This window comes from Ruegeria sp. BE9, assembly GCF_056538765.1.
Genome location: NZ_JBQFTS010000002.1, coordinates 862,004 through 882,831, shown reverse-complemented (window position 1 = coordinate 882,831; position 20,828 = coordinate 862,004). Strand labels below are relative to the sequence as shown.

Sequence of the window (20,828 nt, the reverse complement as noted above, 5' to 3'; positions counted from 1 at the left end):
CGTCGCCCGCGCCTATGACGAGGCCCGTGGCATCGACACCCCCCGCATCTGGACCGCACAACGCGATCTCCAAATGTGGGAAGACCTGCAAGGCTAAGGCACCCTGCCCGGCCTTTGGGCCGGGCGTTCAAGCAAAATGAAACGCGCGCAGCCAGAGGACAGAACTGATGTTCGATGATAGATATACGCTTGCTTACAAGCGCTATCCCTACAAGAAATCGACCGACCAAGACGCCGCGACGCCGGTGCGCCATCCCGTCGTGGTGATGGGCGGTGGCCCGGTCGGCGTAGCGACTGCATTAGATCTTGGGCGCCAAGGTATACCGACGCTGGTGCTGGACGACCACGAGGGCGTCGGCATGGGGTCACGCGCGATCTGTTTCGCGAAACGGTGCCTTGAAGTCGCGGGCCGGTATGGCTGTGGCAAACCGATGGTCGACAAGGGTGTGGTCTGGAACATCGGCAAGGTCTTTCACAAGGACGGCCAAGTTTTTGAATTCAACCTGCTGCCCGAAGAAGGCCACGAATACCCGGCCTTCATAAATATGCAGCAACCCTACTATGAGAGCTATCAGCTCGACCGTTTTGACGAACTCCAGGCTCAGGGCGTACCAATCGAGATCCGTGGCAAAAACCGTGTGGATGCGGTGGAAGTTCACGACGATCACGTCACTCTGTCCATCATGACGCCAGATGGCCCTTACAAGCTTGAGGCAGACTGGTTGATCGGATGTGATGGCGCCTCTTCGCCGCTGCGCACCATGCTTGACCTGGATTTCACCGGCAAAGTGTTTCAGGACAGCTTCCTGATTGCTGACATCAAGATGAAGAATGACAGCTTCCCGACCGAACGTTGGTTCTGGTTCGAACCGACACACGGGTCAGGCGCGTCTACCCTTTTGCACAAGCAGCCCGATGATGTCTGGCGCGTGGATTTCCAGATTGGCTGGGATGTCGACCGCAAAGAAGAGATGAAAGAAGAAAACATCCGTCGTCGCCTCGACGCTTTCCTAGGTAAAGATGTCGATTACGACTTGGTCTGGTCATCCATCTATACGTTCCAGTGCAAGCGTATGGAAAGCTTCCGCCATGGTCGCGTGTTCTTTGCCGGGGATGCAGCGCATCAGGTGTCTCCCTTTGGCGCGCGCGGCGCGAATTCGGGCATGCAGGATGTCGATAACCTCGGCTGGAAACTGGGCATGGTTATGCGCGGTGAAGCTCCTGAAAGCCTGCTTGATACCTACGACTCTGAACGTATTTACGGCGCAGATGAAAACATCCTGAACTCGACCCGTTCGACCGACTTCATCACCCCAAAATCAGAGACCAGCCGCATTTTACGTGATGCCGTACTGTCCCTGTCAGAGAAGTACGAGTTCGCACGCCCGATGGTGAACTCCGGTCGCCTGTCAGTGCCCTGCACTTATGAGGACTCGCCGCTCAACTCTGCAGATGCCCTCAACGGCCCCGCTCGGTCGCGTCCGGGATCGGTTTGTCCCGATGCTCCGCTTGGTGACGAATTCCTTCTGTCCAAACTGGGTGACAAATTCATCCTGCTGACTATCGACGCCGATGCCCCGGACATGATCGAAGAAGACGGGGTACAGGTCACTCGCTTGGCTCTCTCAGTCAAGGACGACAAAACCGGTGCACTCAAACAACGCTACTTGGGCGACGCTGACAGCGCGGTCTATCTGATCCGTCCGGATCAGCACGTGGCCGCCCGCCGCCCCAGCTACGAAGAAAATACAATCCGCGCCTCGATCCGGCGCGCCGTCGGCAAGGAGTAAGCCCTATGACTGACTTGATCCTGACCCCGAACATAGACGGCGTCGACGATTTCTATGCCGAACTTCTTGCAGCCCACGAAGGGCTGGAAAAAGTGGACAGCGATGCGTTGAACGCCCGTCTGGTCCTGATCCTGGCCAACCACATCGGCACGCGCTCGGTTCTGAGCGAAGCGATCAAAGCCGCCGAAATCTAACTCATCATAGGGAGGAGACTATGAAATTGAACCTGAAATCCCGTGCCCTCGCCTGCGTTGGCGCAACAACTATTGCCTTGTCGTTTGCATCAACGGCGATAGCCGAGACCAACCTGGCCCTTTCCAGCTGGCTGCCGCCACGCCACCCGATCGTGGTGGGCGCGATCAAACCCTGGGCAAAACAGGTTGAAGAAGTCACAGATGGTCGGGTGACTGTTCGTGTTCTGGCCAAACCGCTGGGCCCGCCACCGTCGCACTATGATATGGCTGCAGACGGCATCGCCGACATCACCTACGGCCTGCACTCGTTCACCACAGACGACCGCTTCACACGATCGCGGATCGGTCAGTTCTCGTTCATCGGTGATGACGCAGTTGCGGGGTCCAAAGCCTTTTGGAACGTGTATTCCGGACCGCTGGAAGCTCAGAAAGAGCATGAAGGCACCAAACTTCTGGGCCTTTTCGTGCACGGCCCGGGAATGCTGCATAACAATGTCCGCAAAATCGAAACAACTGACGATTTTGCTGGTTTGAAAATCCGCGTTCCCGGCGGCTACATTTCAGACCTGATGTCGGGCATGGGCTCCACGACGCTCTTTATGTCGTCGGGTGAAGTCTATGAAAAGCTGTCTCGCGGCGTGATTGACGGAGTGACCTTCCCCTATGACGCGCTTGCCGCGTTTAAACTGACAGAAGACGTCAAATACACGATGAAGGTGCCCGGCGGTCTTTATAATACCACTTGGTTCATGGTCATGAACGAGGACAAGTGGAACGAGATTTCCGCAGAGGACCAGGCCGCGATCGAGGCGATTTCGGGTGAGGCCTTTGCCACACTCGTCGGTGAAGCCTGGATCGGTGCCGACGAGAAAGGCAGTGCAGCAGCTGAGAAAGCAGGGATCGAAATCTACGAAGCCCCAGCCGTTGTCGTCGATGCGATCAAATCTCAGGCGGCAAACGCTGAAACGGTATGGTCCGAGGCAATTTCAGCTGACGGCTATGACGGAGCAGCCGCCCTGCAAGAACTGCGCAAGCAGGCTGGCGTGGACTTCTGATCCATGGAGCGGCTTCGCCATCGTTTCCCCGACCAGCCCCCGGAAGAGGGGCTGGACATCGGGATGCTACTCGACAGGTCGCTTGGTGCCGGCGCCGCTCTGATCCTGTTCTGTCTCATTCTCATCACCTGTGTGGATGTGATCGGGCGCTACTTTCTGAATGCTCCTTTGTCTGGGGCATTCGAACTGACTGAAATTCTCTTGGCGGCTTTGGTTTTCCTGGCGTTGCCACTGACAACTGAACGACGCGAACATGTCGAGGTTGACCTGCTCAACATGGTTCTTGGCAAACACGCCCAGCGCCTGCTTTCGGCCTTTGCTGGGCTGTTCTCGGCAGCCCTTTTGGCAACATTCGCTTGGCGTCTGTTTACACACGCGGCCAAAGCGGCTCATGACGGCGCAGTCAGTAACGCGCTGGAGATCCCGCTGGCTCCGTTCGGATATTTGGCAGGTGTGTCCTGCATGGTCTCGGCCTTTATTGCCTTTCTGCGTGGCCTTCAGCCGCCAAAACAGTACGACAGCGACCAACCCCCTCCGGAGGCTTTGCCATGATTGAATCACTGATCGGCTTTGCTGTCCTTCTGGGGCTGATCCTTCTGCGCGTCCCGATCGCATTTGCCATGGCCGCCGTCGGCGGGTTCGGCTTTGCCTATATGCGCGGCTGGGAACCAGCGTGGGCGATGACCGGCCAAGTGGCATTCGACACTGCGTTATCCTACAGCCTGTCGGTCATTCCGCTGTTTATCTTCATGGGCAATGTGCTTGCTGGGTCCGGCGTAGCGCATGGCCTGTTTGCAGGCGCAGATCGTCTGTTTGGCAAGCTGCGCGGCGGCCTTGCCATGGCGTCGGTTTTTTCGTGCGGTGGTTTCTCTGCCGTATGTGGATCGTCGCTGGCAACCGCCGCAACCATGTCGAAGGTCGCAATGCCGTCGATGCGGAAGTTTGGATATGACGACCGACTTGCCACGGGCTCCATCGCCGCGGGCGGCACGCTGGGCATCCTGATCCCGCCCTCGGTGATCCTGATTATCTATGGGCTGCTGACAGAAACCAACATCGCCAAATTGTTCATTGCCGGGATAATCCCAGGTATCATCGGTGTGGTGCTCTATCTTGGGGCGGTCATGGTCGCGGTTCGTGTGAACCCTGCCCTTGCGCCCGAAGAAGAGAACACAGAACCAATGAGCCGAACCGATCTGATTGGAGTCTTCTGCGTTCTGGGCCTGTTCCTGTTCATCATGACCGGGATTTACGGCGGTTTCTTTACGCCGACCGAGGCCGCAGGCATGGGCGCCGGGGCATCGGTGTTGATCGCTGTGGCCTTGCGGTCCATGACATGGAGCGGGTTCTTCGCCGCCACCATGGACTCCATCCGCGCCACGGCAATGATCTTTGCCGTCATCATTGGGGCTGAGCTGTTCACCAACTTCATCAACTTCGCTGGCCTGCCCGACGCGCTTTCTAGCTTTGTGATCGACAACGAAATGCCCGTATGGGCCGTGATCGTGTTCATCATCGTGGTCTACATGGTGCTTGGATGCGTGCTTGAAAGCCTGTCGATGATCCTCTTGACGGTTCCGGTCTTCTATCCGCTGATGTTCGAGCTAGAGTTTGCAAACGAGCTTCTGCTCGACCCCGAGAACGCTTTGATCTGGTTCGCCATCGTCGTTGTTGTCGCCACTGAGATTAGCCTGATCACACCGCCCGTCGGGATGAATGTCTTCGTTCTAAAAGGCGTTCTTCAGGACGTGTCTCTGGCCACCATCTTTAAAGGCGTCCTGCCCTTCTGGATCGCTGACATCCTGCGGCTGACGCTTCTGATCCTCATTCCCTCACTATCGCTCTGGCTAGTGGGATTGATGTGAACCGCGCGAACCCAATTCGAACTTGCCCCTTAAGAAAGGAGGACACGATGAAAATCGAAAAAATTCACCACGTCGCCTATCGTTGCAAAGACGCGAAAGAAACTGTCGAGTGGTACGGAAAGATGCTGAACATGGACTTCATCCTGGCGATCGCCGAGGACCATGTTCCGTCGACACACGAGCCTGATCCCTACATGCATCTGTTCCTTGATGCCGGCGACGGCAACGTCCTGGCGTTCTTCGAGCTTCCGACCAAGCCTGAGATGGGTCGCGACCCGAACACTCCGATCTGGGTGCAGCACATTGCCTTCAAGGTCAAAGACCGCCCAACCCTGATCGAATTCAAAGAACATCTTGAGGCAAACGGCGTCGAGGTTCTTGGTGTGACTGACCATTCGATCTTCCACTCGATCTATTTCTTCGATCCCTCTGGCCACCGGATAGAACTGGCCTGCCCCGACCCAGAGGAAGAGGCGATGCTGGCGCGGATGGATGAGGTGAAATGGTTGATGCTCGAAGATTGGTCAAAGACCAAGAAAGCACCGAAACATGCTGACTGGCTGCATGCAAAAGAGCTTAACAAAAGCACCTGAAGCCGTGTCCCACGTCGGGAAACCGGCGTGGGACCTAAATGCAAACGGGTTTGGATAATACGCGAAAGAACTCCTAAGTTAGATTTATGAAACTCTATTCCTACTGGCGCTCGACCACCTCATACCGGGTCCGCATTGCGTTGAATCTAAAAGGTCTTAACTATGAAGCCTGCCCGGTTAACCTTGTTACCGGAGAGCAGAGTGAGCCCAGTTACACCGCCCTCAACCCTGGCAAAGGGGTTCCGACCCTTGTTCTTGAGGATGGCACTGTCCTGACACAGTCCCTGGCGATCATTGAATATCTGGATGCCATCGTGCGCGAGCCTCAGCTATTGCCAGCAGAACCGCTGCAGCGTGCTCGGGTTCAGGCGGCAACGCAGACGATTGCGATGGATATCCACCCAGTGAACAACCTGAAGGTTCTAAAATACCTCAAGTCCAACATGAGTCTCTCGGCCGACGGCCAACTTGACTGGTTCCACCATTGGATGACCGAAGGATTCACCGCTTTTCAGGCATTGCTGCCAGAGGGCACGAAGTTCAGCTTCGGCGACCGCCCAGATCTTTCCGACATCTGCCTTGTTGCTCAGCTATATAATGCGCATCGCTGGGGCGTTGATATGAGCCCGTTCCCACGCCTTCTGGAGATCGAAGAACGGGCTCTGTCTCTCTCCGCGTTCGACGACGCACGCCCAGAGAACCAGCCCGACGCAGCCTAACAGCAGGTCCGCTGCGCAACTGTCCATCACCAATGTGCCTAGGTAGTTTACTCGAGGCGAACCTGTTTTCCGGACCTTAGCTGGATAAATACGCAGAGACTTCTGACCGCTTTATCAGTCTACCTTGGCGACCTTCATTAGTGCGGAAATGCCCTGTTCAAGAGCTGCGCGATCCTCGGGTGACATAGCGTCGAGCATTCGATCAGCGCGTTCCTGTACCTTGGGCTGAAGATGTTGGAACTGACGAAACCCTTCGGATGTGCACCGATAGACGCGGATCCTGCGATCCTCGTCAGAAATCTCGCGAACAATCAGTCCCTTTTCATCAAGGCGCTTAGCAGCTCGGCTGACCTGAACTTTGTCCAGCGTCGTGCGGCGAGCGAGGTCCAACGAAGTCACGCTCTCAGCGTTTGCCAGAAGAAACAGCAATCGCCATTCCTCGCGCGACAAACCCAATTCTCGCTCGTAGACGTCTGTAAGGTTTCTCGAGAAAGCTTCAGACGCAACGGCCAGTCGGTATGGAAAAAATGAATCTAGCTGCATGTTTCTCCAAGATTAATTTAGCATGGTTGCAACCGCAACGATTTGTTTGATTAGGGGCTGCGCCAGAAGAACGACAACCATTCAGCGGCCTTTCATCTTCTTAGTTAAAGGCTGTGAAACTTTCTTTCTTAAGGAAAACAAGCTCGAAATCTGCAAGCGACTTAGGTGTAGCAAAGAAGCCCTCCTCGCTATTCCTGAGCCAGATTTAATTCCACATTAGTCGCTCCGATATCTCCCATATGGCGGGTAATTTGCTGGGCCAGCTTTTGTTTAGACATCTCGGCCAGCGCTTTCGGGAAACTCTGAAGCTCATCCTTTCTTGCAACGACCGTCAACGTGCGGGAAAGGCCAGAGACCGGCAGCTCTTTCAATCGAAGGCTCATGTTCTCCACCAGACCATCAATAAGCAACGTTGGCGTCAGAAGGCTAAACCCCTGACCTGCGGAAACACAGGACGTAACCATGCTGGATCGATCGGCTTGAATGACCTTGTCGGGCTCGAACCGTAAGCGCCGTAGATGTTGTGCAATCTGCCGACCCGCGTTTGTGGTGTCTCCGAAACGTACCAACGGAAGCCGCGTTTGGATCCCTTCAAGACTGTCCGTTGGGCCGTCATATTCTTCGGGAAGGACCAGAAGGTATCTTTCAGTCAGCACATGGTGGCGCTCCAACCCATCCATGTCGAGAAACGGGTTCGAGGTAAGCGCAAGATCAGCCTGCTTGGTCCGCAGCAAGTGCTCGTGATTGCCGCTTTGGCCCGCGTGAAGGGTAATGTCTTCGACGTTGAACACCCGCTGAGCGAGGTCGATCAAGGAAGGGGTAAGTGTCGTGGCGATTGAGGCCTGAATACCCACTCGCAGCAGGGTTAGCGACTTTTGGCCGACATGGCGCAGCTCGGTCTCCATATCCGACAATGCGTCCAGAATCTTCTGCGCTTTGCTATGCAGTCGCGCACCGGCATAGGTCAGCCTCGCCGGACGTGTGCTGCGATCCAGAAGAACGGTGCCAAAGGCTTTCTCTAGCGCAGTGATGTGTTGGGATGCCGCTGGTTGTGAGAGATTGAGCAGTTTTGCCCCCGCCCTCATTTGACCCGTTTCAGCAACAGCAACAAAGACTTCTAGCGAGCGCATCAGGCTTGGTGAGAGTTTACGGCGATCCAGCATGGCTCATCCTTAGTATAAATAATTATTATACTGTTGGGATTTTCTTGGTTTCCGTCAAGCGCTGGTTCAACACTCTTTGCATGACACGATCACGCTCATCTCGCCGCCGCAGGGCATCGGAAAATCGCATCCCTCCTGAGGTGCGAGCGCCCTTCATTCTTCGCAAGCTGTCGACTTTCAACGTGCTCAGCGAAGCCGGCTTGGAGCAGATTGAAGCCAATGCAGATACCATTCTTGCCGAGACGGGGATGGAGTTCCAGGACGATCCTGAGATCCTGAAGATCTTTAAAGATGCAGGCTGTGAGGTAGATGGAACTCGGGTACGGTTTGCGCGCGGCTTCTGTCGTAAGACAATAACTGCAACCGCCCCCGCGCATTTTATCCAACACGCCCGCAATCCGGCCAACAGCGTTCAGCTTGGCGGCGATGCGAGCGTGCTGTGCCCGGCTTGGGGACCACCCTTCGTACATGATCTGGATCGAGGGCGCCGCTATGCCTCGCACGAGGACTTCCTTGACCTGATCAAACTGCACCACAGCCTGCCGTGGTTGCACCACTCAGGCGGCGTTGTATGCGAGCCTGTGGATCTACCGGCGAACAAGCGGCATCTAGACATGCTCTATGGCCATATTCGCCATTCTGATCGCGCGTTTATGGGCGCTTTCATCGGGGCCGAACGTGCAGGTCACGCGATCGATATGGCTCGGATCGTATTCGGCGAAGACTTTGTTGCCGAGAACGCGGTTCTGTATTGCGTTTCGAATACAAATGCGCCCTTGGTTATGGACAGCCACATGTCCGGCGCCTTAAAAACCTATGCCCGAGCGGGACAACCAGTTGCCTGTACTCCTTGGGTTCTAACGGGTGCAATGTCCCCATCGACCGTCGCGGGCACCCTTGCACAGGTGCTTGCCGAAACCATGGCCGCGATGACGCTGACGCAACTGGTGAACCCCGGTGCGCCCTGTCTGATGGGCAGTTTCGCTTCGACCATGTCGATGAAGTCCGGGGCGCCGACATTTGGCACCCCCGAGGCCGGCTTGATGGTTCTGGCCGCAGGGCAACTCGCTCGCAGGCTTGGAGTGCCGCTGCACACGGTTGGCACGCTGAGCGCATCAAAGGTGCCTGACGCTCAAAGCCAGCAAGAAGCAACATGGGGCCTGATGATGTCGATGTTCGCGGGTGCCAACCTGATCAACCATGCCACCGGATGGCTCGAAGGCGGCTTGGTAACGTCGTTCGAGAAAACGATCCTTGACCATGACTTGTGCGGCAAAATCGGGCGTTTCTTCGATGGCATCGATATGAGCGAGAATGCACAAGCGATGGAAGCCATTGCCGCAACCGGACCCGGTCAGCACTTTCTAGGTTCCGAACATACGCAAGCCAATTTCATGTCCGCGCTATTCCGACCCTGGACACCGGATGACAACTCGTTTGAACAGTGGCAGGCGGCCGGCGGATTGGATGCAGCAAAGCGCGCAAACGCGATCTGGAAAGACAGGCTAGAGGCTTACGAAGATCCTGGCTTGGACCCCGATATCGATGCGGCACTTCAGGATTACATCGCACAGCGCAAAGCTGAAAAACCAGATCAGGATTACTTTTGATGTCCCGAATACTAATCATCGGCGGCGGCGCAATCGGCCTGAGCCTGGCTTACCATCTGGCCAAACGCGGTGCGGACGATGTTACCGTTTTGGAACGCAACCAATTGACCTCGGGCACGTCATGGCACGCGGCGGGGATTGTCGGCCCCCTGCGAGCCACACCAAACATGACCCGTCTTGCCATGGCCGCGCTTGAGGTTTTCCCTGCGCTTGAGGCTGAAACCGGAATGTCGACCGGATACCGCCAGACTGCAGGCTATTGGCTCGCCCGTGATCCTGCACGCCTGGATGAACTGCGCCGAATTGCTGACTTGGGCCAGACGCAGGGTTTGACACCGAGCATGGTCGAGGCCGCAGACATCCCCCTGCCCCAGCTCGACCTGAGCAACCACGTGGGGGCTTTGTTAGTACCCGAAGACGCCAATGTGAACCCGGTCGATCTGTGCATGGCTTATGCCAAAGGCGCCCGGGATCGCGGCGTGTTGATCCACGAAAACACCGGGGTGCAGTCGCTCCGCAAAGAGGGCAAGCGCATCGTTGGTGTGACCCTGAACGATGGAACCGAACTGGATGCCGATCAGGTTGTCATCGCCACTGGGGCTTGGTCTCGTGAACTGGCCGCCAGTGCTGGTGTGGCACTGCCGTTGCAAGCCGTCGAGCATATGTATGTGGTGACCGAACCCATGCCGGACATGCCGAACCCGTTTCCGGTGATCCGTGATTTGGACCGCGGTATTTACATCAAAGGCGACGCCGGCAAGCTGGTGATCGGTGGCTTTGAGCCTAACGCCAAATGCTGGGACGCCTACGGCCCCGAAGGCGACCGCCCTTTCCTTGAGATGGCCGAGGATTGGGATCAGTTTGCTCCATTCATGGAGGCCGCGTTGGAGCTGTGCCCCAGCCTCGAAACCGTGGGCATTCAGCATTTCATGAATGGTCCCGAGAGCTTTACCGCCGATACGAAGCCACTCGTCGGTGAGACATCCGTGGATGGCTTGTTTGTTGCCGCGGGTATGAACTCGGTCGGGGTGATGTCTTCGGCCGGGATTGGACGGGCACTGGCGGATTGGATGGTCGACGGCCACCCACCGATGGATATGTGGGAGGTTGACGTTTCCCGAGGCGACCCAGTCACGGCCTCGCCTTTTCACATGGCGCGACGCATGGAAGAGGCTGTATCAGATCTGTTTGCCCTGCACTGGCCATACAAACAACCGAAAGCCGGGCGTGGTTTACGCAAATCCGCTTTGCATGACTCCTGGGCCGAGCAAGGGGCGCATTTTGGGCTGACGGCGGGCTGGGAACGCGGATTGTATTTTGGACCGGCACAAGACTATTCGGTCCGCGACCAAGGCTGGTGGGCCTTGGCACAGGCCGAGGCCTCGGTAATGGATCAGGGTGCTGTGTTGCTCGACCTCGCACCTATAACAAAACTCTGTTTAAACGGAGACGAGGTGTACGAAGCACTCAACTACCTGTCTTGTCGCGAACTCGCCCCGGATGGACACGTTAGATACGCACCTTTTTTGAACGAGCGCGGCGGCATTGAAATTGATGCAACCGTACAGTGCTACGCCCCCAAAGGTGCCCGTATCACGAGCCCTGCAGCCACGCGCCAACGCGATATTGGTTGGTTAACCCGGCAGCTGGAAGGCTTTGACGTAACTCTGAGAGATCAAACTGAGGATTTCGCGATCCTCGGCGTGATGGGCGGTGGCGCCCGAGAAATCATGGAAACCCTGACTGGGCAAAGCCTTGGCGATTTTGAACAAGGACAATTACGGCGTCTGAAAGTCGCCGAGCAGCACATCCGGGTGCAACGGCTCAGTTTCGTTGGGGAATATGGCTATGAACTTTGGCTTCCGAAAAAGAGCCTCCTCGCGCCGAGTGATGTTCCAAAACACGTGTTTGACGCACTCATTTCCCAGGGCGCGCGCCCGATGGGGTTCTATGCAATCGACGGCTGCCGCTTAGAGAAAGGCTTCCACCATTGGGGGCATGAACTTGGGCCAGAGGTCACTCCGCTAGAGGCGGGTTTGGGGTTCACTATTGACTGGACCAAGGATTTCCTCGGCAAGTCAGCGTTAGAGCGTCAAAAGGCTGATGGCCTGAATCAACGCCTGATCCTTCTGCAGGTTCAAGGCGATGCGCTGATGTTGCACGACGAACCAGTGTTCGAAAACGGCGACTATGTAGGGTTGACGACGTCTGGCGGGCGTGGACCGCGTACGGGGTTGAACCTTTGCTTTGCCATGGTCTCGACGCAGCCAGGCGAGACATTGACCCAGACTTGCGATCGAAACTTCACAGTCCGGGTCGCCGGGCAGGATTATCCTGCGCAACCCTTGCGCCGCCCACCCTTTGATCCCTCAGGCGAAAGGATGCGCGGATGACAAAAGCGCAGGTTACAATCATCGGCGGCGGAGCCATGGGCGTGTCGCTGATGTATCATCTGATCAAGGCCGGCTGGTCCGATGTGCTGCTGGTCGAGAAAAACGACCTGACTCACGGCTCAACCTGGCACGCGGCGGGGCTGTGCACCCATTTCGCCCACAACCCGACCATTCAGGAACTGCGCGCCACGTCCGTTCGCCTTTATCGGGATATTCTGCCGCAAGAAACAGGTCGAGATTGCGGCTTTCATCGCTCGGGCGCGATGCGGATTACGCGCAACCCCGACCGGATGGATGAGTTTCGGCACGTTGCTGGCCTGTCCGAATTCACAGGCTACCCGCTGGAGGTACTGACGCCTGAGCGGATTGCAGAACTCTTCCCGCTGGCAAAGTTGGATGGTCTGATTGGCGGTATCTACGAACCGGATGACGGCCATGTGGACCCCACCCTGGCCACCAACGCGATGGCCGAGGTCGCGCGACGCGGGGGAGCTCGGATCCTACGCAATTGCGCCGTCACCGCGATTGAACGCCAGCAAGATCTCTGGCGGGTCGAGACTGAGAAAGAGGCCATCGAAACCGTCCATGTCGTCAATGCAGCGGGTACTTGGGGTTGGGAAATCGGCCATATGATGGGGTTGAACATCCCTTCCGTTCCGGTACTGCACCAATACCTGGTCACCGACACGGTGGGGGCGGTCTCAGATCGGATCGCGCAAGGTCTGCCGGAGCTGCCAATCATTCGAGACCCTGAGGAAAGCTGGTACGTTCGGCAGGAACGCGATGGGCTGATCCTTGGGCCGTATGAAAAGGACGCTAAGGTCTGGTCAGTTGATGGCGTACCGCCCGACTTTGGCGCAGACCTGATGCCGCCTGATCTGGATAGTGTCGAACATATCATCATGGCCGCGATGGAACGGATTCCCGCACTAGAAACCGGCGGCGTGAAATCGGTCATCAACGGGCCCATTACTTTTACGCCCGACGCCAACCCTCTGATCGGGCCTGCGCATGGCTTAGAAAACGCCTGGCTACTAACCGGCTCGTCCATGGGTGTGATGGAAGGCGGAGGCGCGGGTTGGTTCCTTGCACATTGGATGACGCACGGCGCACCGCCGATGGATGCTCTGGCGGTAGACAGCCGCCGCTTTGGATCCTGGGCTGACCGAGATTATCGCGTGGCCAAAGCCATTGAGTGCTTCGGGCTTCAATTCGGCGTACATTACCCGCACGAGGAACGCCCCGCAGGGCGGGGCCTACGCCTGTCACCGCTGCATGACCTGATGATCGAGCGCGGTGCAGTCATGGGCGCGGCTTATGGGTGGGAACGACCGAACTGGTTCTCATCCGACCCCGAGGCTGTGGCCGATGAAACCTTCCGGCGCGCCAACTGGTTCGACCCCGTGGCGCAAGAAGTTGATGCCGCGCACACCCGCGTCGCAATGGCCGATCTGTCGGTTTTCTCAAAATTTGACATCACCGGCCCAGATGTTGGCCCTTTCCTCGAAACATTGGGGGCAAATCGCGCGACCCCACCGGGTCGCATTGGCTTGACCCATGCGTTGACACCTGCAGGTGGTGTTCTTTCAGAATTCACAGTGACCCGCCTTTCCGAGGAACACGCCTATCTCACCAGCGCCGCAGCGGCAGAGCAGATAGACCATGATCTACTGGTAAGCGTTGCCAATGACTTTGACGTCACGGTTCAAAATGTGACTGAGGATCTGGCGGTTATCGGCGTTATGGGCCCCAAGTCCCCCGACGTGCTGCCCGAGTTAGACCACATGCCTTGGCTGACCTCCAAGGAAACCCAAGTGTCGGGTGTGCCCGTGCGTGCCCTGCGGGTGTCCTTCCTTGGCGAATGCGGCTGGGAGCTGCACGTCGCCAAAGATCAGGCCGCACATCTTTTCAAAACGCTCGAAGAGATCGCTAAACCTCATGGCCTGAGTTTCTATGGGGCTTACGCCGCGAACTCGATGCGTCTGGAAAAAGGCTATCGCGGATGGGGCAGCGACCTGACGACAGAACGCAGTCCGCTGGAGGCTGGGCTAACTCCGTTTGTTCGCAAAGAGCTGCGTGAAGGGCTGGCCCGCGACAACCCATGGGAAATGGTGCTGCTCGAAGTAGAGACCGGTGAGGTAGATCCATTTTACGCACATACAATCTGGAAAGACGGGACACCTGTTGGGATCGCCACATCGGGCGCCTACGGACATCGAACCGGTAAGGTTCTGGCCTTGGCGTACTTGCGCGACCCAACTGCACGAGAAGGGTTGACCATTTCAATCTTGGGTCAGCATCGCACTGCGATCATCCTGGCTGATCCCCCCTTTGATGCCAAAAACTCACGACTGAAAACCGGAGGTTCCAAATGACCGACCACCCTCTTCACACCGACTGGGACTTCTCGAACACCGCCGCTCGGCGGGACCAGTACTATGCCGCCTCGCTGACACGGTTCACTCCGTTCCGTGATCCGATCGTTTTCAAAAAGGGCCAAGGCCAATACCTGTGGGACACGGACGGACGGAAATATACCGACCTGCTTGGAATGAATGTCTGCATCTCTGTCGGGCACTCGCATCCGCGCGTCGTGGCCGCAGCAACGGCACAGGCGCAGGAACTCACCCACTGCACCACAATGTTTTACCACCCGACCCCTGCCCATCTGGCCGAGGAACTGGCCGCGACCATGCCTAAGGGCCATGACTGGGTGGTTCACCTAACCAATTCCGGGTCCGAGGCGATTGACTTGGCGATGACCATGGCGCGCACCTATACCGGCAACTTGGACTTACTAGCGCTGCGCACAGCCTATCACGGGCCGACGGCTGCGGCTCAGTCGATCACAGGCATCTCGGGCTGGCGTCACCCCGGCATGCCCGGCAACGTGGCTTTCGTACCCGAGCCCAACCAATACCGTGGTGTCTTTGGGCCGGGCACTAAACCTTACTTGGAGGAGATCGACCACACCATCAACACCGCGACCACGGGTCAGGTGGCGGGCATCTTTGTGGAAAGCGTGCAAGGTTATGGCGGCATAATCGAAATGCCCCCCGGCTACATGTTTGGCGCTGCTGAACGTGTTCGGGCGGCGGGCGGTCTCTATATTGCTGACGAGGTTCAGTCGGGATTCGGGCGCACTGGTGAGAACTTTTGGGGCTTCGAGGCAGACGGCGTTGTTCCAGATATCGTAGTGATGGCCAAGGGGCTTGGGAACGGTTTCCCTATCGGGGCTGTTGTAGCCAAGAAGCATATCGCTGAGCCAATGGCCGAGAGATTCATGTTTCACACCTACGGCGCCAACCCGACCTCAGCCGCCGCAGCACGTGCAGTTCTTGCTGTTATGCGAGACGAAGGTTTGCAAGAAAATGCTCGGGTCGTGGGTGCAGCGCTGAAAGAACGGCTGATTGATCTGAAGGACAAGTATCCGGCTATCGGCGATGTACGCGGCAAGGGACTTATGCTGGCGCTGGAGTTCGTGAAAGACCGTGACAGCAAAACGCCAGACAAGAACATGACAACCGAAGTATTTGAAGCGTGCCGAGCGCAAGGGATAATCCTGTCAAAATCCGGCCCCTTCCAGCAATGCCTGCGGATGGTACCACCACTTTGTTTGTCGCTGGATGACGTGGACCAGGTAGCAAACAGCCTTGATCAAGCACTTGCAACTGCGGCGGAAAAAGCCAGCTGCGAGAAGGTGTAGTCTCTGGTTTGTCCTTCGCCTTTTGGGGAAGAACTTTCCAAAGGGTGAATGAGTTAAATTAAGTTGGGGGCCTCGGCCTCCAACTTTTTTCGTTAGAGGCTTCCCAACCGCTTTGACAGCCTCCTTTAAGACGAACACCCGAGGTCTCAATTTAACGAACGGCGCTTTATCCTCTTCCACGCTGAAAATCTCGCTTGTGAATGAGAAGCACAATTTGATCGCGATACGGTTGCTCTAAGCACCATTTTTCAAATGGTTTTCAGGCAGTTTCTTACTCTGAGATGCCCTACGCTAGGAGAAATTCTAGCAACCTATCACAACGCTATTGTGAACAGTCGATTGACACAGATCAAAGCGCCTTGAACACTCACATAGTGAAATAAGAATGTTTCAACGTGATCTACGTTCGTCCGCCTGCCCCCAAGCAAACACGACGAACGGAATTCCTAAGGCGTGGAAGTTCCACATAGGGGGCTCGGCAAGAGTAATGACGAGCCCCCTGTTTTGTTGTTCGATGACAAAATTGCTTAGGCGTTGATTTGTACAACCACTGACGGGCACTTTGGCTTGAGGCACGGCTACCCCGTCTCAACCGGAGTTAACTTGAAAAGACGTCCATAGGCATCCGAACGCCCCCTAGAGCGCTCACTCTATCCAAAGTGTTTTAAGTGGATAGGACTGCCACCTTGGACGGACGGGAATGGCCTAGAACAAGTGCATTGGAGCGAAATTCTATGAAGTGGCCGTATCTCGTGCTCATTTACGTTCTGCTTATTCTGGCTCCGCTGGGTTTGGCGTGGTCCCTTGATTGGCCACGCCGATCTTTTCATCAGGAACTTGCTTCCGGGCTCGGAATGCTGGGGTTCTCGATCATCTTGGTCGAGTTTCTGCTGTCCGGTCGTTTCAGGTTTATCTCTTCTGGTATTGGCATGGATGTAACAATGAGGGTTCATCAGTTGATGGCACGTACCGCGCTCGGTTTCGCGTTATTGCACCCACTACTGTACCAAGGCACCCCTTCTGGCGGCCATCGCCCATGGGATGTGTCGCGCCAATTGACCATGACGACGGATTTCTCTTCTCTGGCCTCGGGCATTGGTGCCTATTGCCTGCTGTTCCTTCTGGTTGCCTCAGCGATTGCGCGAAAAAACCTCGAATACAAATACGAAACGTGGCGCCTGTTGCACGGTCTCGGGGCCTTGGTTCTTGCTGGCTTATTGCTGCATCACACAATCTATGCCGGTCGCTATGGGGGGCATCCATCGCTCACATATCTATGGGTTGCAATGACGAGTGTTGCGGTCGGCACTTTGCTATACGTGTACCTTTTCGCCCCGCTGCAGCAGGCACGAAAAGTCTGGCGCGTTGCCTCCGTCACCCAGCTCTCACCAAAACAATGGGAACTGCGGCTGAAACCAAAAGATCATGACGGACTGACTTTTGAAGCTGGCCAGTTTGCCTGGCTGAACGTTGGGCACGGCGCATTCTCGCTGCACGAAAACCCGTTCTCCATCAGCTCAGCCCCCGCCAAAGGCCCTGAGGTTTCGTTTGTGATAAAAGAGCTTGGGGACTTCACGCGGGGGGTCGGCGCGATTGCACCGGACACCCCGGCGTATCTTGACGGTCCGCACGGAAACTTATCAATCAAAGGTCGCACTGAAAAAGGCGTCGTTCTGGTGGCTGGCGGCGTCGGCATTGCACCCATGCTCAGCATATTGCGCCAAATCCGCTCGACCACGGACCAGCGCGACGTCAAGTTGATCTACGGGAACCGCGCAGAAGAACAGATTGTTTACCGGCCAGAGCTGTCCAAAGAAGATACGGTCTTTGTTTTGTCCGAACCGCCTGAGGGGTGGCGGGAAGAAACGGGTTGGATCGATGGCCCTCTATTGGATCGCACTTTGTCGCCTGAACACTACGAAAACTGGTTGTTTGTTCTTTGTGGCCCCGCCGCCATGATGGATACCGTTGAAGATCATCTGATAACTCGGGGCACCTCGTCAAAGCGGATTTTGTCTGAAAGGTTTGACTATGATTGAGCCCCTTAAGAACTTGCCACTTCGTCAGCGAGTTAGACTGGCGGTATGGGCTGTGAACATCACAATTGGCGTCGTGCTTTTGGTGTTTTCTCTCAGGTAGTTCGCCGGCCTTTAGGTCCGAACAAACAGCCAATTTTGCAATGGCTTTTTTTGGATATACACGAGCGCCTTTGATTAAGATCAAGGGACAACTCGAACTGTTTCAGCATACTCGAAACGCTTTTCAGACCGATTTTGGGAGGATCGGAATGGCGGTACTTATTGCGTACGCTACCGTTGAAGGTCAGACGGCAAAAATCGCTCGTTTTATTTGCGATCTCGTAAAGGAGATCGGACACGAGACAAACCTGATTAACACAGATGAACCGGTCGCTCAGATTTCAAAGGATGACATGGATCCGGTAATACTTGTGGCCCCGGTACACGAGCGCCGACACCCAAAGTCATTCGAAACCTTTATAAAGTCACACCAAGCCTCTTTCGCAAAGCGTAAATCGCTTGTGCTTTCGGTCAGTCTGAAAGCAGCGTTTGCTTCGGGCCAGGAAGAAGCAAAGGACTACCTCTCTGAAATGCTGTTGCGAACAGATTTTACGCCAGACAAGTCCGCTCTGGTCGCCGGCGCAGTACGGCCTGATAACTATGGGTACTTTGAGAAAGAGATCGTTCGGCACGTCGTATTGCTGGGCCGAAAAATTGATCCCAGGGAAGGACCACGGGAATTCACAGACTGGGACGAATTAACGTCCGTCGTGAAGGCATTCTTGAGCGGCGACGAAAAGGTGCATCGTTCTTAGACTGGCTGCGCGCGCCGTTTTGCAACCGTTAGTGTCCAAACAGAACGGGCCAGCTGGTTTGCTCCAGCATTGCTTGTGTCGTTCCCCCGAACACAGACTCACGCAAATATGAGTGCCCGTAAGCACCCATGACAATTAGGTCGGCCCCCACTTCCCGTGCACGCTCCTTGATGCACTGTTCAATCGGAACCCCGCCGCTAGGAAACTGGGAAACAGACACAGCGCACCCATGGTGGCTAAGCCAAGCGGCAATATCGGTACCGGGGTCTATTCCATCTGGGTCATGGCTTAAAGGCGGGTCGAAACAGCCAATAACGACTTCTTTTGCTGCCAGAAAATAAGGTAAAGCCAAATGCGCAGCGCGGGACGCGGCGAAGCTACCGTTCCAAGCCAAGAAAACGCAGTCACGTTGAGCAAACGGGTTTCCATTGATCATCAAGGCGACAGGCGATTGGAACAAAACCCCATGTCCGACCTCACGAAAAATCTCGGGATCCTTTCTTAAATCTACGTCTAGGAAAGCAACATCACAGCTCAAAGATTGCCTCGCCGCCAGATTCATTAAGTCTGACCCTGAACCCACTGAAATTCTTACATTTGCAGTCGTGCCCGCTGTCTGGAACAGTCCTTCAATTTCAGCGGCACGGTTCGTTAATGTCTCCTTCTTTTCCTCCAGAGAATTCAGCCAATTGGCAGGAAGACCAGCTTCAAAGAACTTACTGGTTCCGTATTTGAAGTAAGGCAGGTTCGGTAGGGTCGCGAGTAGCAGGCAATTTACTTGGCCTTGCTGATCCCGAGCCGCTTCTGCGCATTCCATAATCGATTTATCGCTGGCTCCAGCACCAATGAAGTACAAAGATGTTCTGCGTTGCATAGCTGATCTCCGCCCAAATGTTCTTTGCAAGTTTGGTATGCGCCGAGCGAATGAACTTTGAAGCACGGCGGGCTATCGCCATGCGGTTGATCATCGCCCGGAAGTTCGATCAAAGCCGGCGCGACAAAGGGTGCCTTTAAGCCTGCAACCAGCAGCGATTGCTACTTCGGCAACATGAAAAACTCTTCCATTACAACTTTGCCATCTGCCACCGAATACACGGCGATCTCGCGCAGTGTCATGCGCCGACCTGTAGCCTTCTGCGTCACCTCAGCCTTAAATCGAATGGCAAAACGGTTTGGCGGATGAACATAGGGGCCATCCACGTCGAGTTCATGGATTTCATGCGACGCCAGCCAATCCTCTCGTTTTCCCTTGATACCATCCCGGCCCTTGGTAATGCGGAAGTGACGATCTGGAGGCACGACCGCCTCTATCGATTGTGCGGTTTCGGCATACATTTCATCGACACTTGCGATGCCCCGACGATCACGCATTGCCTTTACGAAAGTTCTTCCAATTTCGATTAATTCTTCCATGACAGACCTCACTTTGCTGCCAAGTGTAGCATTTCTTACCGCTGCTAATCTTGACTAGGATCAATGAGGGCTTTCAGACAAATTCTATCTTGATTGGGCCTCCGCAGAATGAACACCCCACGTCAATGACGAGATGATTGATCCGGTCGGTTTGAAGTTTTCGCGTCCGCGCAGAAACCTATTAAGACTGAAATTGCTCGACCCAGACAAGTGAAGCATGAGGGGGCTTGAGCTGGAAACAGTTCAAAAGTCTTTCACCGTTAGCACACAGCGATCATTAGAATTCCAGGACCTACCAAACCTTAAGGGCTGTTAGGGTGTTAGTGGACGCTCTGCCTGCCAAATTTCTTTCAGGCAAGACCATAAGCATCCTACTTACGGCCTTGCCCCAATATGCACCGTGGCAATCGCGGGTAGCCGGCCTATCCAACAAATTGTTCGGCGACGATTTCCCCAAACTTGTCAAAAAACTTGGCGGACAGTTTTTTTGCTGTTCCGGCAATCAATCTACTGCCCAGTTGCGCTATTTTCCCGCCGATTTCGACTTTGGCCGTGTACGAGAGAACAGTTTCGTCTCCCTCAGCCAGCAAGGACACATCTGCGCCCCCTTTTGCAAAACCCGCAGCGCCGCCTTTTCCCTCTCCATTCAAGGAAAACGCCTCTGGCGCTTTTGAGTTGTCCAATGTCACTTCACCGGTAAAGCGGGCTTTGACCGGGCCAACTTTCAGTACGACCTTGGCCTCAAGATGCTCGGGCGAATGCTGAATCAATTCCTCACAACCCGGGATGCATTCGCGCAGCACATCCGGATCATTGAGCGCGCGGTACACTGCGTCTCGCGGAGCGGCGATGCGAATTTCGTCATTTAGTTCCATTTGAGAGTCCTTTTCTCAACAACATCTTGGGTACACGCGAAGGGCGGCTTCAGTGGCTTCTTCCGGGGTCAATTCG

General features: G+C 55.6%; 18 protein-coding genes. 13 read left to right on the top strand and 5 right to left on the bottom strand.

Annotated elements, in window-relative coordinates:
• The first annotated feature begins 167 nt into the window (after nt 1-167).
• From ACR0EO_RS10900 to maiA, 7 genes are all read left to right on the top strand, one after another.
• Nucleotides 168-1,790 (top strand): FAD-dependent oxidoreductase, encoded by a 1,623-nt coding sequence (locus ACR0EO_RS10900; RefSeq protein WP_480689728.1) that lies wholly within the window; start codon nt 168-170, stop codon nt 1,788-1,790.
• Between the two features lie 5 nt (nt 1,791-1,795).
• Entirely contained in the window at nt 1,796-1,984 is a 189-nt protein-coding gene (locus tag ACR0EO_RS10895; RefSeq protein ID WP_480689726.1) for a DUF2783 domain-containing protein, read from the top strand.
• A 20-nt stretch (nt 1,985-2,004) separates the two neighbouring features.
• Complete coding sequence (locus tag ACR0EO_RS10890; protein ID WP_480689724.1) at nt 2,005-3,039, top strand: TRAP transporter substrate-binding protein; 1,035 nt, start codon at nt 2,005-2,007, stop codon at nt 3,037-3,039.
• A 3-nt stretch (nt 3,040-3,042) separates the two neighbouring features.
• Complete coding sequence (locus ACR0EO_RS10885; protein ID WP_480689722.1) at nt 3,043-3,591, top strand: TRAP transporter small permease; 549 nt, start codon at nt 3,043-3,045, stop codon at nt 3,589-3,591.
• Entirely contained in the window at nt 3,588-4,904 is a 1,317-nt protein-coding gene (locus tag ACR0EO_RS10880) for a TRAP transporter large permease (RefSeq protein ID WP_480689720.1), read from the top strand. Before ACR0EO_RS10885 ends, ACR0EO_RS10880 begins: the two co-directional genes overlap by 4 nt.
• Nucleotides 4,905-4,951: 47 nt before the next feature.
• Nucleotides 4,952-5,497 carry a VOC family protein gene (locus ACR0EO_RS10875; protein WP_480689718.1) on the top strand — a complete coding sequence of 182 codons (546 nt, stop codon included), beginning with the start codon at nt 4,952-4,954 and terminating at the stop codon, nt 5,495-5,497.
• 86 nt (nt 5,498-5,583) lie between these two features.
• Nucleotides 5,584-6,216, top strand: a complete 633-nt coding sequence (gene maiA, locus ACR0EO_RS10870) for a maleylacetoacetate isomerase (RefSeq protein WP_480689717.1) — start codon at nt 5,584-5,586, stop codon at nt 6,214-6,216.
• Between the two features lie 114 nt (nt 6,217-6,330).
• Here the strand turns inward: maiA and ACR0EO_RS10865 are convergent, their stop codons facing one another.
• Nucleotides 6,331-6,759 carry a MarR family winged helix-turn-helix transcriptional regulator gene (locus ACR0EO_RS10865; protein WP_480689715.1) on the bottom strand — a complete coding sequence of 143 codons (429 nt, stop codon included), beginning with the start codon at nt 6,757-6,759 and terminating at the stop codon, nt 6,331-6,333.
• Between the two features lie 188 nt (nt 6,760-6,947).
• Nucleotides 6,948-7,922, bottom strand: coding sequence for a LysR family transcriptional regulator (locus ACR0EO_RS10860; RefSeq protein ID WP_480689713.1), 975 nt, complete (start codon nt 7,920-7,922; stop codon nt 6,948-6,950).
• An 80-nt stretch (nt 7,923-8,002) separates the two neighbouring features.
• Here ACR0EO_RS10860 and ACR0EO_RS10855 point away from each other — a divergent pair, with 80 nt between their 5' ends.
• The 6 genes from ACR0EO_RS10855 (at nt 8,003) to ACR0EO_RS10830 (ending at nt 18,464) form a co-directional block, all read left to right on the top strand.
• Nucleotides 8,003-9,532: a trimethylamine methyltransferase family protein gene (locus tag ACR0EO_RS10855; RefSeq protein ID WP_480689711.1), complete on the top strand. Its 1,530-nt coding sequence runs from the start codon at nt 8,003-8,005 to the stop codon at nt 9,530-9,532.
• Nucleotides 9,532-11,925, top strand: coding sequence for a GcvT family protein (locus tag ACR0EO_RS10850; RefSeq protein WP_480689709.1), 2,394 nt, complete (start codon nt 9,532-9,534; stop codon nt 11,923-11,925). Before ACR0EO_RS10855 ends, ACR0EO_RS10850 begins: the two co-directional genes overlap by 1 nt.
• Nucleotides 11,922-14,300, top strand: a complete 2,379-nt coding sequence (locus ACR0EO_RS10845) for a GcvT family protein (RefSeq protein WP_480689708.1) — start codon at nt 11,922-11,924, stop codon at nt 14,298-14,300. The genes ACR0EO_RS10850 and ACR0EO_RS10845 overlap by 4 nt, the downstream gene beginning before the upstream one ends.
• Nucleotides 14,297-15,631 carry an aspartate aminotransferase family protein gene (locus tag ACR0EO_RS10840; protein WP_480689706.1) on the top strand — a complete coding sequence of 445 codons (1,335 nt, stop codon included), beginning with the start codon at nt 14,297-14,299 and terminating at the stop codon, nt 15,629-15,631. Before ACR0EO_RS10845 ends, ACR0EO_RS10840 begins: the two co-directional genes overlap by 4 nt.
• 734 nt (nt 15,632-16,365) lie before the next feature.
• Nucleotides 16,366-17,670 carry a ferredoxin reductase family protein gene (locus ACR0EO_RS10835; RefSeq protein WP_480689704.1) on the top strand — a complete coding sequence of 435 codons (1,305 nt, stop codon included), beginning with the start codon at nt 16,366-16,368 and terminating at the stop codon, nt 17,668-17,670.
• Nucleotides 17,671-17,918: 248 nt separating this feature from the next.
• Nucleotides 17,919-18,464, top strand: a complete 546-nt coding sequence (locus tag ACR0EO_RS10830; RefSeq protein WP_480689702.1) for a flavodoxin domain-containing protein — start codon at nt 17,919-17,921, stop codon at nt 18,462-18,464.
• 28 nt (nt 18,465-18,492) lie between these two features.
• Here ACR0EO_RS10830 and ACR0EO_RS10825 read toward each other — a convergent pair whose 3' ends face one another.
• The 3 genes from ACR0EO_RS10825 to ACR0EO_RS10815 form a co-directional block, all read right to left on the bottom strand.
• Nucleotides 18,493-19,338, bottom strand: coding sequence for a universal stress protein (locus ACR0EO_RS10825; protein ID WP_480689700.1), 846 nt, complete (start codon nt 19,336-19,338; stop codon nt 18,493-18,495).
• Nucleotides 19,339-19,499: 161 nt separating this feature from the next.
• On the bottom strand, nt 19,500-19,877 hold the full coding sequence (locus ACR0EO_RS10820) for a SnoaL-like domain-containing protein (protein ID WP_480689698.1): 378 nt from the start codon (nt 19,875-19,877) through the stop codon (nt 19,500-19,502).
• A gap of 422 nt (nt 19,878-20,299) precedes the next feature.
• Nucleotides 20,300-20,752 (bottom strand): SRPBCC family protein, encoded by a 453-nt coding sequence (locus ACR0EO_RS10815; protein ID WP_480689696.1) that lies wholly within the window; start codon nt 20,750-20,752, stop codon nt 20,300-20,302.
• Nucleotides 20,753-20,828 lie beyond the last annotated feature (76 nt).